This is a genomic window from Streptomyces sp. NPDC051740 (assembly GCF_044453165.1).
Lineage (GTDB): Bacteria > Actinomycetota > Actinomycetes > Streptomycetales > Streptomycetaceae > Streptomyces > Streptomyces atrovirens.
In genome coordinates this window covers 34,768-48,694 of sequence record NZ_JBITCL010000015.1, presented here as the reverse complement: position 1 = coordinate 48,694, position 13,927 = coordinate 34,768, and the positions used below count along the sequence as shown (strand labels likewise).

Sequence of the window (13,927 nt, the reverse complement as noted above, 5' to 3'; positions counted from 1 at the left end):
CGACGGCGCACGGAAACCCACAGCCTGTGGACAACCGATCGCCCCCGGAACCGATCGCGTTAACATGACGAGAAATCGTCCGGTACCCCGAGCGGACTGGAACGGGAAGGCCGCCGTCGCGTGAACACAACCCCACAGCCAGATCCCCGGGACCGCCCCGCGCGGCTCACCGTCGGCGTCGTCGGCGCCGGACGCGTGGGCCCCGCCCTGGCCGCGTCCCTCCAGCTCGCCGGGCACCGCCCGGTGGCCGTCTCCGCCGTCTCCGACGCCTCCCGCAGGCGCGCCGAGCGGATGCTCCCCGACGTGCCGGTGGTGCCGCCCGCCGAGGTCCTCCAGCGGTCCGAACTGGTCCTGCTGACCGTCCCGGACGACGCCCTGCCCGAGCTGGTCTCCGGACTTTCCGACACCGGCGCGGTGCGGCCGGGCCAGCTGCTGGTGCACACCTCCGGGCGGTACGGCGCGAAGGTGCTCGCCCCCGCCCTGCGGGCCGGCGCGCTGCCGCTCGCCCTGCATCCCGCGATGACGTTCACCGGCACCCCCGTCGACGTGCAGCGCCTCGCCGGGTGCTCCTTCGGCGTCACCGCCCCCGAGGAGCTGCGGCTGGCCGCCGAGGCCCTCGTCGTCGAGATGGGCGGCGAGCCGGAATGGATCGCCGAGGAGAACCGCCCGCTCTACCACGCGGCCCTCGCCCTGGGCGCCAACCATCTGGTCACCCTGGTCGCCCAGTCCCTGGAACTGCTGCGCACCGCCGGTGTCGAGGCCCCCGACCGGATGCTCGGCCCGCTGCTCGGCGCCGCCCTGGACAACGCCCTGCGCTCCGGCGACGCGGCCCTCACCGGCCCGGTCGCGCGCGGTGACGCGGGCACGGTCGCCGCGCACGTCACCGAGTTGCGCCGGCACGCCCCGGGGGCCGTCGCCGGCTATCTGGCGATGGCCCGCGCGACCGCCGACCGGGCCCTCGTCCACGGCCTGCTGAAGCCCGAACTTGCCGAAGACCTGCTGGGCGTGCTCGCCGACGGAGCGGAGCTGCCCGAGAACCGGGGAGACCGATGAAGCCCGACTTCGAACTCGTACCCACCTTCGACGACCTGGACTACGTCCTGGGGCACTTCGCCGTGCCGGGCCGCACCGCCGTCGTGATGACGATGGGCGCCCTGCACGAGGGCCACGCGACGCTGATCCGCGCCGCCCGTGAACACGTCGGCCACGGCGGTTTCGTGATCGTCACCGTCTTCGTCAACCCGCTCCAGTTCGGCGCGGGCGAGGACCTCGAGCGTTACCCGCGCACCCTCGACGCCGACCTCAAGACCGCCGAGGAGGCGGGCGCGGACATCGTGTTCGCGCCGTCGGCCGACGAGATGTATCCCGGTGGCAGGCCCGAGGTCACCCTCCGCGCGGGGGCCATGGGTGAACGCCTGGAGGGCGCCGCCCGCCCCGGCCACTTCGACGGCATGCTCACCGTCGTCGCCAAACTGCTCCACCTCACCCGCCCCGACCTCGCGCTGTACGGCCAGAAGGACGCCCAGCAGCTCGCCCTGATCCGCCGCATGGTGCGGGACCTGAACTTCGGCGTCGAGATCGTCGGCGTCCCCACCGTGCGCGAGGAGGACGGGCTCGCCCTGTCCAGCCGCAACCGCTACCTCTCGCCCGCCGAGCGGCGCACCGCGCTCGCCCTGTCCCAGGCCCTGTTCGCGGGCCGCGACCGGCACGCCGCCCAGCAGGCGCTGCGCGCGCGTGCGAGTGAGGTGCCCTCCACGCGCGCGCGTGCCGAGGCGCTCAGCGCCATAGGGGAGTCCCGCGCGGCGGCCGACGCGCACGCCGTCGCCACGACCGCCGGCGGCCCGGTGGCCGTCCGCGCCGCCGCCCGCCTGGTCCTCGACGAGGCCGCCCGCCTCACGCCGCCCCTCGACCTGGACTACCTGGCCCTGGTCGACCCCTCCGACTTCACCGAGATCGGCGACGACTTCACCGGAGAGGCCGTCCTCGCCGTGGCCGCCCGCGTGGGTACCACCCGCCTGATCGACAACATCCCCCTGACCTTCGGAACCTTCGGAGCCGCCTCGTGACCAGCACAGGCATACGACTGCACGCGCCCGCGCCCGGGTGGTCCATCGACGCGGACGTCGTGGTCGTCGGTTCCGGCGTCGCCGGCCTCACCGCCGCCCTGCGCTGCGAGGCCGCCGGCCTGACGACGGTGGTCGTCACCAAGGCCCGCCTCGACGACGGCTCCACCCGCTGGGCCCAGGGCGGCATCGCCGCGGCCCTCGGCGAGGGCGACACCCCCGAGCAGCACCTGGACGACACCCTGGTCGCCGGCGCGGGACTGTGCGACGAGGAGGCGGTCCGCATCCTCGTCACCGAGGGGCCCGACGCCGTACGCCGCCTCATCGCGACCGGCGCGCACTTCGACGAGTCGACCGACGGTGACCTGGAGCTGACCCGCGAGGGCGGCCACCACCGCCGCCGCATCGCCCACGCGGGCGGCGACGCCACCGGCGCGGAGATCTCCCGGGCCCTCGTCGAGGCGGTCCGCGCACGCGGGACGCGCACCATCGAGAACGCCCTCGTCCTCGACCTCCTCACCGACGCCGACGGCCGCACCGCCGGCGTCACCCTGCACGTCATGGGCGAGGGCCAGCACGACGGCGTGGGCGCCGTCCACGCCCCCGCCGTGGTCCTGGCGACCGGCGGCATGGGCCAGGTCTTCTCGGCGACCACGAACCCCGCCGTCTCCACGGGCGACGGCGTGGCCCTCGCCCTCCGCGCGGGCGCCGAGGTGAGCGACCTCGAATTCGTCCAGTTCCACCCGACGGTGCTCTTCCTCGGACCCGAGGCGGAGGGCCAGCAGCCGCTGGTCTCCGAGGCGGTGCGCGGTGAGGGCGCCCACCTGGTGGACGCCGACGGCGTGCGCTTCATGCAGGGGCAGCACGAACTCGCCGAACTCGCGCCCCGGGACATCGTCGCCAAGGGCATCATGCGCCGCATGCGGGAGCAGGACGCCGAGCACATGTACCTCGACGCCCGCCACTTCGGCGCCGAGATGTGGGAGCACCGCTTCCCCACGATCCTCGCCGCCTGCCGCGCGCACGGCATCGACCCGGTCACCGAGCCCGTACCGGTCGCCCCGGCCGCCCACTACGCCTCCGGCGGCGTCCGCACCGACTCCCACGGCCGCACCACCGTGCCCGGCCTGTACGCGTGCGGTGAGGTCGCCTGCACCGGCGTGCACGGCGCCAACCGCCTCGCCTCCAACTCCCTCCTCGAGGGCCTGGTCTACGCCGAGCGCATCGCCGCCGACATCGCGCGCGCCGGAAACACCCTCCACGCGCGCGTGCCGCAGCCGCTCCCCGTCACGGAGCGCCCCGCCTACCCCCTCCTCCCCCCGGAGGCCCGCTTCACCGTCCAGCGGATCATGAGCCGGGGAGCAGGCGTACTCCGCTCCGCGACCTCCCTCTCCCAGGCCGCCGACGGTCTCCACCGGCTCCACGCCGACGCACGCGACGCCCTCGACGAGAACGGCAAGACCGCCGAGCCCGGCGTCGACACCTGGGAGGCCACCAACCTCCTGTGCGTGGCCCGCGTCCTGGTCGCCGCCGCGCAGCGGCGCGAGGAGACCCGCGGCTGCCACTGGCGCGAGGACCGTCCCGAGCGCGACGACACGGCCTGGCGCCGCCACATCGTCGTACGGCTGAATCCGGACCGATCGCTGGCGGAGCACACCACCGACACCACAGACTTCCCCCCGACCCTCACCCAGGCCCAGGAGCAGTGACAGCAGTGACCACCCCCGACCTTCCCCTCGTTTCCTCCGGCGGCTGTGGCGACGGCTGCGCCTGCGGCGCCGGCGAGGAGACCTACCTGGAGTGCGGCCTCGACCCCGCGCTCGCCCAGCTCCTGGCCGACGCCGGCCTCGACCCCGTCGAGGTCGAGGACATCGCCAACGTCGCCCTCCAGGAGGACCTGGCCCACGGCGTGGACGTGACGACGGTCGCGACCATCCCGGAGGACGCCGTCGCCACCGCCGACTTCACCGCGCGGGAGGCGGGCACCGTGGCGGGCCTGAGGATCGCCGAGGCGGTCATGTCGGTCGTGTGCACGGAGGAGTTCGAGGTCGAACGCCACGCGGAGGACGGCGACCGCGTGGAGGCGGGCCAGACCCTGCTCTCCGTCACGACCCGCACCCGCGACATCCTCACCGCGGAACGCAGCGCCCTGAACCTGCTGTGCCGCCTGTCGGGCATCGCCACCGCCACGCGCGCGTGGGCGGACACCCTGGAGGGCACCAAGGCGAAGGTCCGCGACACCCGCAAGACGACCCCCGGCCTGCGCAGCCTGGAGAAGTTCGCCGTGCGCTGCGGCGGCGGCGTCAACCACCGCATGTCCCTCTCGGACGCGGCCCTGGTCAAGGACAACCACGTGGTGGCCGCCGGCGGTGTCGCCGAGGCCTTCAACGCGGTCCGCGAGCGCTTCCCCGACGTCCCGATCGAGGTCGAGGTCGACACCCTGCACCAGCTCCGCGAGGTCCTGGACGCCGGCGCCGACCTGATCCTGCTGGACAACTTCACGCCCGGCGAGTGCGAGGAGGCGGTGGCCCTCGTCGACGGCCGCGCCGCCCTGGAGGCCTCCGGCCGCCTCACGCTCACCAACGCGAAGGCGTACGCGGACACGGGCGTCGACTACCTGGCGGTGGGGGCCCTCACCCACTCCTCACCGATCCTCGACATCGGCCTCGACCTGCGAGCGGCGGAGTAGGGCCGGCCATGCTGCTGACGATCGACGTGGGCAACACGCACACCGTCCTGGGCCTCTTCGACGGCGACGACATCGTCGAACACTGGCGCATCTCCACGGACGCGCGCCGCACGGCCGACGAACTCGCGGTCCTGCTCCAGGGCCTGATGGGCATGCACCCGCTGCTGGGCGACGAGCTGGGCGACGGCATCGACGGCATCGCGATCTGCGCGACGGTCCCGTCCGTCCTGCACGAACTCCGCGAGGTGACGCGCCGCTACTACGGAGACGTGCCGGCGGTCCTGGTGGAACCGGGCGTGAAGACGGGCGTGCCGATCCTCACCGACAACCCCAAGGAGGTCGGCGCGGACCGCATCATCAACGCGGTCGCGGCGGTCGACCTCTACGGCGGACCGGCGATCGTCGTCGACTTCGGTACGGCGACGACGTTCGACGCGGTCTCCGCGCGGGGGGAGTACGTCGGTGGGGTCATCGCCCCCGGCATCGAGATCTCCGTCGAGGCGCTCGGCGTCCGCGGTGCGCAGTTGCGGAAGATCGAGGTGGCGCGCCCGCGCAGTGTGATCGGCAAGAACACGGTCGAGGCGATGCAGTCCGGCATCATCTACGGATTCGCCGGTCAGGTCGATGGCGTGGTCAACCGGATGGCCCGCGAGCTGGCGGAGGATCCCGAGGACGTGACGGTCATCGCGACGGGTGGGCTGGCGCCGATGGTGCTGGGTGAGAGCTCGGTCATCGACGAGCACGAGCCGTGGCTGACGCTGATCGGTCTGCGCCTGGTGTACGAACGGAACGTGTCGCGTCTGTGACGTGCGCGGGTGCCTGCGCGGCCCGGTGCGGTACAGGGTGCCCGGCGTTGATGCGGAGCGGGGGTGTTCGTGCGGCCCGGCGCGCTTGCGGGGTGCTCCGCGTCGGTGTGGAGCGGAGGGTGTTCGTGCGGCCCGGCGCTTTGCGGGTGCCCCCGGCGTTGGTGTGGGCCGGGGGGTGTTCGTGCGGCCCGGCGCTTACGGGGTGCCGTCGCGCCCACCCGTGCCGCCCCAGCGGCACGACTGCCCGTGGAAACGGCGGGGGCGGCGGCTGCCCGCGGGAGCGGCGGCACGACTTGCCCGCGGATAGCGGAAGACGGCGGGGCGGCCGTAGGTGGCCCCGCCCCACCCACCGCAGGCGCTACCCCAGCCCCCACCGGACCGAAAGCTGCGCCGCAGGCATCCCGCCCACCCGGGTGGCGCCCCGCGCCACACCTGCCCCATACGCGGTGTTTGTCTGATTAGCGCGTATCGTCGCAGCATGCCCACGCCCTACGGACCCCGCGGCGGCATGGCGTTCGGCGCGGAGGAACTGCGCGTGCTCCGCCGCGCTCTCGCCCTCGCCCTGTGCCCCACTCCCACCCCCGCCTCGGCCGACGACCTCCAGGACTGCCTCCGCCTCGCCACGGACCTCGACGAGGCGACGCGGGAGAGTGCCCGGCTGCGCGCCTTCCTCCTGGCCGACCTCGGCCGCTACCGTGCCGCCCTCCCCGGCACCGCCGCCGGCTACCTCACGCTCCTGGAGGAGGCGCTGGGCGCCGGATACCGCCCCCACTCCGACGACCTGGCCGCCCTCCGGGCCCTGCGCGGCAACCCCATCGCCGCCGCCCTCCTGCGCCACTGCCGGCGCACCTTCCTCCTGGCCCTCCCCGGAGGCCGCGCGGCCACCGAGGACCCGCAGAGGGAGCAGGACCCGTCCCGGAAGCCGGCCACCCCCCGCCCCGCCCCGAACCCCGCCCCCGCGCCCGACCCCGCCCGCCCCATCCCCACCCCCGGCGAGGTCTTCCCCCGGCGCAAACCCACTCCGCCCCCGCCGGACCAGCACCTGGCCGCCGGCTGACGACCCCCGCTGCCCTACCCTGGACCCATGGACTACGTCTCCGCGCTCCTCCCCCCGGCCGTCATGGCCGTCCTCTTCATCGGCGTGATCCGGGTGATCGTGAAGACCCAGGGCGGCGCCAACAAGACCAAGGAGGACGCCGCGGTCGACGCGGCCCTCGCGCGGGTGCAGGGCTCCCAGCCCGGCCCCAAGACCGAGGCCTGACCGGCCCGACCCCGGCGTACGACCCAAGGTCGTACGCCCTTTTTGTTCATGTTTGGCGACGATCATGCCTGTCCGGCACGCCATTACATGGATTCGCCACTATTGTTCTGAGTTGTGCCTCGCCCATTGGGAGAACTCGAAGACGCGGTCATGACGCGGGTGTGGAAGTGGAACCGCCCGGTGACCGTTCGGGAAGTCCTGGAAGATCTTCAGAAGGAACGGTCCATCGCGTACACCACGGTGATGACCGTTTTGGACAATCTCCATCAGAAGGGCTGGGTGCGCCGAGAGGCGGAAGGCAGGGCCTATCGATATGAGGCGGTCTCCACTCGTGCCGCCTACGCCGCCGCGCTGATGAACGAAGCGTGGTCGCAGAGCGACAACGCCGCCGCCGCTCTCGTGGCGTTCTTCGGCATGATGAGCGAGGAACAGCGTCAGGCTCTCACCGACGCGGTCCGCATCGTCCAGCTCCCGGAAACCCCCGCCGACGAGAACCCCGGCTCGGCAGAGGGCCGGAGCGGACGATAGCGTCCGCCCATGTCCGCAGACAGCCCCGAAGTCCCCGCAAAAGCCATCACGGTCCGACGGGCCCGCACCAGCGATGTCCCCGCCGTGCGCCGGCTCCTTGACGCCTACGTCCGCGGGCGCATCCTGCTCGACAAAGCAACGGTGACGCTTTACGAGGACATCCAGGAGTTCTGGGTCGCGGAACGGGACGACAACGCGGAGGTGGTCGGCTGCGGAGCCCTGCACGTGATGTGGGAAGACCTCGCGGAAGTCCGCACTCTCGCCGTGAAGCCGGGCCTGAAGGGCGCGGGCGTCGGACACCGGTTGCTGGAGAAGTTGCTGGAGACCGCCCGCTGGCTCGGTGTTCGGCGCGTATTCTGCCTGACCTTCGAAGTGGAGTTCTTCGGCAAGCACGGCTTCGTGGAGATCGGTGAGACACCCGTCGACACCGATGTGTACGCGGAGTTGCTGCGCTCCTATGACGAGGGCGTCGCGGAGTTCCTCGGCCTCGAACGCGTGAAACCGAACACCTTGGGCAACAGCCGGATGCTTCTGCATCTGTGATCTGCGCGCGGTGCCCTATGTCCGAAACGCGCACGTTTCCGGGCCGGGTGCGGGCAGCGGGCCCCCGCCAGGGGTTTGTGTTTTTACGGCAAAAGCGGTTTGCTTTCCGGAGTACTGCAGTACTGGATATAACAAGGGGCGGCGATACGGCGGACGCCGGCACAGCCCGGCCCTCAAGTTATCGATGAAAGGAAATCCGGTGGCACAGAAGGTTCAGGTCCTTCTTGTCGACGACCTCGACGGCGGCGAGGCGGACGAGACCGTGACGTTCGCGTTGGACGGCAAGACGTACGAGATCGATCTCACCACCGCCAATGCGGACAAGCTCCGCGGCCTTCTCGACCCTTACGTGAAGGGCGGTCGTCGTACCGGAGGCCGTGCTTCGGGCGGGCGCGGAAAGGCGCGCGCCTCTTCCGGCGGCAGCCAGGACACCGCGGCCATCCGCGCGTGGGCGAAGGAGAACGGCTACGAGGTCAACGACCGCGGCCGTGTCCCCGCGTCCATCCGCGAGGCCTACGAGAAGGCCAACGGCTGACCGTCGGCCCGTACGGCGGCGGCAGCGCACGCATGCCGCAGCCGGACCCGGTGGATCTGTGTCGCCACCGTGTTCACCAGCCGCACGAGATCCGGGGGGACGTCCCGGTCCCCCCTCGCACCACCGCTCGTGCCCATCGCCGACAACGTCGGCAGCGAGGCCTCGGCCCCGCGTCCCGGCTCGGGGGGCCGCAGCCACACGGCGGCCCCCTGCGATCCGTCACGGCCCGGGGGGAGCGGCCGGGCGGCGGGACCGGCGTCACCGCCGACGACGGCGCCAGGGGGCCGGGGAGCGTCCATGAGACCTCCCGCGCCGACCGCCACCAGGTCCAGCGCCAGCGCACCCCAGTCCAGCCACTCCAGCAGCCCCGGCAACTCCTCCGCGCTGCCCGCCGCCACCAGCAGCCGCATCCGGCCGTCCCGCAGGGCCACCGGGAACCCCCGCCCGAGCCCTCCCGAGCGCCCCAGGCGCTCCAGCGCCGCGCACCCCGCCTCCGCGGGCACGTCCAGGACGTCGAAACGCACCCCCACCACCAGCCGCACCGGCGCCCCGGGCACTGTGGGCCACCCCAGCGCGTTCTCGTACCAGAGCCGCACCTCGTCGTCGCTCGGCGTGAGCGGCCGGTGGGGGAACGGCACTGCGGGAGCGGCGGTCCGAGCCATGCCCGACGCAACGTCCCGGCACCCTCCGGGTTACGCTGGGTGCTCACGCGTAAGCGAGGGGTGTCGAACAAGGGGGCGTGCGGGGGTGCGGGGAGGCGCAAGGTTGTTCGCCCGTAGCGGAGGAAACCCGTGCACTCGGCATGGACTGTCCGTAGCAGCGGGTAAGACATCCCTAGTGGGAGGGGGCGACACGCAGGGCGGGACGTCTCCCGTTCGCCATGGGCGTACTGGCGAAGGGGGTAACTGCCTGGCCTGCGGGAACATCGTCTCGCACCATCGGGTTGGAGCAGATGTCGGCGTGAGCGGGGTCAGGAGGCCATCGACAGTGTCGGCAGTTGGAATGAGCGGTCCCCGCTTGCGGGACTAAGCTGCGGAAGGACAGGGAGGGGAAGTTCCCCCCACTGCCTGACCGCTCTGAGGAGCGATTAACGATGTTCGAGAGGTTCACCGACCGCGCGCGGCGGGTTGTCGTCCTGGCTCAGGAAGAAGCCCGGATGCTCAACCACAACTACATCGGCACCGAGCACATCCTCCTGGGCCTGATCCACGAGGGTGAGGGTGTCGCCGCCAAGGCCCTTGAGAGCCTCGGGATTTCGCTCGAGGCGGTCCGCCAGCAGGTGGAGGAGATCATCGGGCAGGGCCAGCAGGCCCCGTCGGGTCACATTCCCTTCACCCCCCGTGCCAAGAAGGTCCTGGAGCTGTCGCTCCGCGAGGCCCTTCAGCTGGGCCACAACTACATCGGCACGGAGCACATCCTGCTCGGCCTGATCCGTGAGGGCGAGGGCGTCGCCGCCCAGGTCCTGGTCAAGCTGGGCGCCGATCTGAACCGGGTGCGGCAGCAGGTCATCCAGCTGCTCTCCGGTTACCAGGGCAAGGAGACCGCCACCGCCGGCGGTCCTGCCGAGGGCACCCCCTCCACGTCCCTGGTCCTCGACCAGTTCGGCCGGAACCTCACCCAGGCCGCTCGTGAGTCCAAGCTCGACCCGGTCATCGGGCGCGAGAAGGAGATCGAGCGGGTCATGCAGGTGCTGTCCCGCCGTACCAAGAACAACCCGGTGCTGATCGGTGAGCCCGGCGTCGGCAAGACCGCCGTCGTCGAGGGTCTCGCCCAGGCCATCGTCAAGGGCGAGGTGCCCGAGACCCTCAAGGACAAGCACCTCTACACCCTGGACCTCGGCGCCCTGGTCGCCGGCTCCCGCTACCGCGGTGACTTCGAGGAGCGCCTGAAGAAGGTGCTCAAGGAGATCCGCACCCGCGGCGACATCATCCTGTTCATCGACGAGCTGCACACGCTGGTCGGTGCGGGTGCCGCCGAGGGCGCCATCGACGCCGCGAGCATCCTCAAGCCGATGCTGGCCCGCGGTGAGCTGCAGACCATCGGTGCGACCACGCTGGACGAGTACCGCAAGCACCTGGAGAAGGACGCGGCCCTGGAGCGCCGCTTCCAGCCCATCCAGGTCGCGGAGCCGTCCCTGCCGCACACGATCGAGATCCTCAAGGGCCTGCGCGACCGGTACGAGGCGCACCACCGCGTCTCGATCACCGACGAGGCCCTGGTGCAGGCGGCGACGCTCGCCGACCGCTACATCTCGGACCGCTTCCTGCCGGACAAGGCGATCGACCTGATCGACGAGGCCGGTTCCCGGATGCGCATCCGCCGGATGACCGCGCCGCCGGACCTGCGCGAGTTCGACGAGAAGATCGCCGGCGTCCGCCGCGACAAGGAGTCCGCGATCGACTCGCAGGACTTCGAGAAGGCCGCCTCCCTGCGCGACAAGGAGAAGCAGCTCCTCGCCGCCAAGGCGAAGCGGGAGAAGGAGTGGAAGGCCGGCGACATGGACGTCGTCGCCGAGGTCGACGGCGAGCTGATCGCCGAGGTCCTCGCCACGGCGACGGGCATCCCGGTCTTCAAGCTCACGGAGGAGGAGTCGTCCCGCCTGCTGCGCATGGAGGACGAGCTCCACAAGCGGGTCATCGGCCAGGTCGACGCCGTCAAGGCGCTGTCCAAGGCGATCCGCCGTACCCGTGCCGGCCTGAAGGACCCGAAGCGTCCCGGTGGCTCGTTCATCTTCGCCGGTCCGTCCGGTGTCGGTAAGACCGAGCTGTCCAAGGCGCTCGCGGAGTTCCTCTTCGGTGACGAGGACGCGCTGATCTCCCTCGACATGTCGGAGTTCAGCGAGAAGCACACGGTCTCGCGCCTCTTCGGTTCGCCCCCCGGCTACGTGGGCTACGAGGAGGGCGGCCAGCTGACGGAGAAGGTGCGCCGCAAGCCGTTCTCGGTCGTCCTCTTCGACGAGGTCGAGAAGGCCCACCCGGACATCTTCAACTCGCTGCTGCAGATCCTGGAGGACGGTCGCCTGACCGACTCCCAGGGCCGGGTCGTGGACTTCAAGAACACGGTCATCATCATGACGACCAACCTCGGCACCCGGGACATCTCCAAGGGCTTCAACCTGGGCTTCGCCGCCGCGGGCGACACGAAGACCAACTACGAGCGCATGAAGAACAAGGTCCAGGACGAGCTCAAGCAGCACTTCCGGCCCGAGTTCCTCAACCGCGTCGACGACGTGGTCGTCTTCCCGCAGCTCAGCCAGGAGGACATCCTGCGGATCGTCGACCTGATGATCGACAAGGTGGACGAGCGCCTCAAGGACCGGGACATGGGCATCGAGCTCTCCCAGTCCGCCAAGGAACTGCTGTCCAAGAAGGGCTACGACCCGGTGCTGGGCGCGCGTCCGCTGCGCCGCACGATCCAGCGCGAGATCGAGGACACGCTCTCGGAGAAGATCCTCTTCGGCGAGCTGCGTCCCGGTCACATCGTGGTCGTGGACACCGAGGGCGAGGGCGAGTCCCAGACCTTCACCTTCCGCGGTGAGGAGAAGTCGGCCCTGCCCGACGTCCCGCCGATCGAGCAGGCGGCCGGCGGAGCCGGTCCGAACCTGAGCAAGGACGCGTAAGCGTCCCACGGCAACCGAAAGGGGCCGGTGCCCGAAAGGCACCGGCCCCTTTCGCGTGCCCGCGGGCACGCGTGCCCGCGCTACGACAGCTGACCGTCGTAGTCCGGCAGCTTGAACGTCCTCTCGGCGTGGCCGCCCGACAGGTCGGTGGCGCTGTTGCCGATGTTGGCGATGATCGTGTAGCCCTTGGCCTCGATGTGGGCGCGCTGGGCGGTCTTGTAGTCGGCGACGTTCTTGAACAGGTCGAAGAACCCGCGGACGTACAGGCCGGAGGACTCGTAGCCGGCGTGGTCGAGGTTCCAGTCGGTGGGCGCGTGGATGATGCCCGGGCGGGCGGTCACGAAGAACACGGCGACGCCGTGCTCCTGTGCGTACTCCGCGGCCTCCAGGACCGGCTCGTTGGCGGGCTGCGGGAAGCTGAACCCGAAGTCGGTCTCCAGCGCGGTGTTGTCGACGTCGAGGACGATCGCCTGCTTCTCGCCCGGCCCGGTGTCCCCGATCCGCTGCTTCAGATAGGGCAGGGCCTGGTCCATGACCGCCCGGCAGTCCCGCTGCCAGGTGTCGTAGTCGACGTCCGCCGCCGCGGTGGCGGCTGCCACCGGGGAAACGGCCGGTGAGGCGGGGGCCGTGGCCTCGGCCGGTGCGGCCAGGGCCACCAGGGCGGCCGCGGAGACGGCGGTGACCGATGCGCGGATCGGCCAGGAGCGTCGGCTTCTCATCTCGTGGGGGTCCTCTCACGTCCGTGACGCTGCCAACGTGTCGTGTGCATGCTCCTCTGCGAGGGTGACGCGAGGTGAACCGTAGGGTTACCGGGCGGTAGGCGCCTAGAGGCCTGCGCCACATTTATGGAATGGCCGAACCCGGTCCCCGGTGACATGGTGCACAGGCGCTTTGTCCGGTACTAGCCGGAATAGTGGCTAAAGCCCGCACGCAAAACGGACATTTATCCCATGATTCTGATCGATCAGCTCTAAATGGGGGGTTTCGTCCGATAAGGGGACTGTGTCAAGAGACCTGCATCTCAGTGCAGATCTACGACTTTCCGTCGTAGGTCACACCTTTGCGCACTTATGTCCGGAAGGGCTACCAATGAATCACCACCGAGGCGCGGATCCGTCCGCCAGGTGGTTTTCCCACGCCCCCTTCCTGATGAGGTTGAGATGTCCCAGCGCGTCACGCCCCGCTCCTTCCGTACGTCCCGGATCCGCACCCGCGCGGCCGTGCTGGCCGCCGGACTGGGGGCCTCGGTCGTGATGGGAGCCGGGGTCGCGGCCGCCGCCGACACCACGGCCGCGTCCGGCGCCGCCAGTGCCGTCCAGGCGCAGGCCGCCGCCCAGGCCAAGGCCGCGAAGGCCCAGGCCGCCCAGGCCGAGAAGGCCGCCGAGGCGAAGGCCGCGAAGGCCGCCCAGGCGAAGAAGGCCGCCCAGGCCGCCGCCAAGAAGCAGGCGTCCTGGATCGACCCGGTCAAGAGCTACAAGCTGTCCGCGAGCTTCGCCCAGAACGGCGGCATGTGGGCGTCCAAGCACAGCGGCCAGGACTACGCCGTCCCGACCGGCACCACCGTGATGGCCGCGCACGGCGGCACCGTCGTCAAGGCCGGCCCCAACGGCGCCGGCGACGGCCCCGCGTACGGCAACGCCGTCGTCATCAAGCACGGCAACGGCACGTACTCCCAGTACGCCCACCTCTCGCAGGTCGACGTGAAGGCCGGCCAGATCGTCAAGACCGGCCAGAAGATCGCCCTGTCCGGCAACACCGGCAACTCCAGCGGCCCGCACCTGCACTTCGAGATCCGCACCACCCCGAACTACGGCTCCGCCGTCGACCCGGTCAAGTTCCTGCACTCCAAGGGCGTGACCGTCTGACCCGCACGGACGAACAGC

14 protein-coding genes are annotated in these 13,927 nt (G+C 71.2%); 12 read left to right on the top strand and 2 right to left on the bottom strand.

The genetic code is table 11. From position 1 onward, the window contains the following. Positions 1-120: 120 nt before the first annotated feature. The 10 genes from ACIA6T_RS24155 (at position 121) to ACIA6T_RS24110 (ending at position 8,425) form a co-directional block, all read left to right on the top strand. Positions 121-1,053 (top strand): Rossmann-like and DUF2520 domain-containing protein, encoded by a 933-nt coding sequence (locus ACIA6T_RS24155; protein WP_399448544.1) that lies wholly within the window; start codon positions 121-123, stop codon positions 1,051-1,053. After that, positions 1,050-2,066 carry a pantoate--beta-alanine ligase gene (panC, locus tag ACIA6T_RS24150; RefSeq protein WP_399448543.1) on the top strand — a complete coding sequence of 339 codons (1,017 nt, stop codon included), beginning with the start codon at positions 1,050-1,052 and terminating at the stop codon, positions 2,064-2,066. Before ACIA6T_RS24155 ends, panC begins: the two co-directional genes overlap by 4 nt. After that, positions 2,063-3,772 (top strand): L-aspartate oxidase, encoded by a 1,710-nt coding sequence (locus ACIA6T_RS24145; protein WP_399448542.1) that lies wholly within the window; start codon positions 2,063-2,065, stop codon positions 3,770-3,772. Before panC ends, ACIA6T_RS24145 begins: the two co-directional genes overlap by 4 nt. Positions 3,773-3,777: 5 nt before the next feature. Further along, complete coding sequence (gene nadC, locus ACIA6T_RS24140; RefSeq protein ID WP_399448541.1) at positions 3,778-4,752, top strand: carboxylating nicotinate-nucleotide diphosphorylase; 975 nt, start codon at positions 3,778-3,780, stop codon at positions 4,750-4,752. Between the two features lie 8 nt (positions 4,753-4,760). Beyond that, a complete protein-coding gene (locus ACIA6T_RS24135; protein WP_399448540.1) occupies positions 4,761-5,558 on the top strand; it encodes a type III pantothenate kinase in 798 nt (265 codons plus the stop codon). A 478-nt stretch (positions 5,559-6,036) separates the two neighbouring features. Continuing rightward, positions 6,037-6,615 carry a hypothetical protein gene (locus tag ACIA6T_RS24130; RefSeq protein ID WP_399448539.1) on the top strand — a complete coding sequence of 193 codons (579 nt, stop codon included), beginning with the start codon at positions 6,037-6,039 and terminating at the stop codon, positions 6,613-6,615. A 27-nt stretch (positions 6,616-6,642) separates the two neighbouring features. After that, positions 6,643-6,819, top strand: a complete 177-nt coding sequence (locus ACIA6T_RS24125; protein WP_399448538.1) for a hypothetical protein — start codon at positions 6,643-6,645, stop codon at positions 6,817-6,819. 126 nt (positions 6,820-6,945) lie between these two features. After that, positions 6,946-7,347, top strand: a complete 402-nt coding sequence (locus tag ACIA6T_RS24120) for a BlaI/MecI/CopY family transcriptional regulator (RefSeq protein WP_306297956.1) — start codon at positions 6,946-6,948, stop codon at positions 7,345-7,347. Positions 7,348-7,356: 9 nt separating this feature from the next. Beyond that, complete coding sequence (locus ACIA6T_RS24115; RefSeq protein WP_385059136.1) at positions 7,357-7,890, top strand: amino-acid N-acetyltransferase; 534 nt, start codon at positions 7,357-7,359, stop codon at positions 7,888-7,890. A gap of 199 nt (positions 7,891-8,089) precedes the next feature. Next, the gene (locus tag ACIA6T_RS24110) at positions 8,090-8,425 is read left to right on the top strand and encodes an Lsr2 family protein (RefSeq protein ID WP_004928054.1); all 336 of its coding nucleotides are present in this window, start codon (positions 8,090-8,092) and stop codon (positions 8,423-8,425) included. Here ACIA6T_RS24110 and ACIA6T_RS24105 read toward each other — a convergent pair. Continuing rightward, complete coding sequence (locus ACIA6T_RS24105) at positions 8,404-9,087, bottom strand: SCO3374 family protein (protein ID WP_399448537.1); 684 nt, start codon at positions 9,085-9,087, stop codon at positions 8,404-8,406. The genes ACIA6T_RS24110 and ACIA6T_RS24105 overlap by 22 nt on opposite strands. Positions 9,088-9,518: 431 nt before the next feature. On the opposite strand from ACIA6T_RS24105, the gene ACIA6T_RS24100 reads away from it, so the two are divergent. Beyond that, the gene (locus ACIA6T_RS24100; protein WP_030836002.1) at positions 9,519-12,044 is read left to right on the top strand and encodes an ATP-dependent Clp protease ATP-binding subunit; all 2,526 of its coding nucleotides are present in this window, start codon (positions 9,519-9,521) and stop codon (positions 12,042-12,044) included. Positions 12,045-12,124: 80 nt separating this feature from the next. On the opposite strand, the gene ACIA6T_RS24095 is transcribed toward ACIA6T_RS24100, so the two are convergent. Continuing rightward, on the bottom strand, positions 12,125-12,763 hold the full coding sequence (locus tag ACIA6T_RS24095; RefSeq protein WP_399448536.1) for an HAD family acid phosphatase: 639 nt from the start codon (positions 12,761-12,763) through the stop codon (positions 12,125-12,127). Between the two features lie 441 nt (positions 12,764-13,204). Here ACIA6T_RS24095 and ACIA6T_RS24090 point away from each other — a divergent pair, with 441 nt between their 5' ends. Beyond that, positions 13,205-13,909: a M23 family metallopeptidase gene (locus ACIA6T_RS24090; RefSeq protein WP_399448535.1), complete on the top strand. Its 705-nt coding sequence runs from the start codon at positions 13,205-13,207 to the stop codon at positions 13,907-13,909. Positions 13,910-13,927 lie beyond the last annotated feature (18 nt).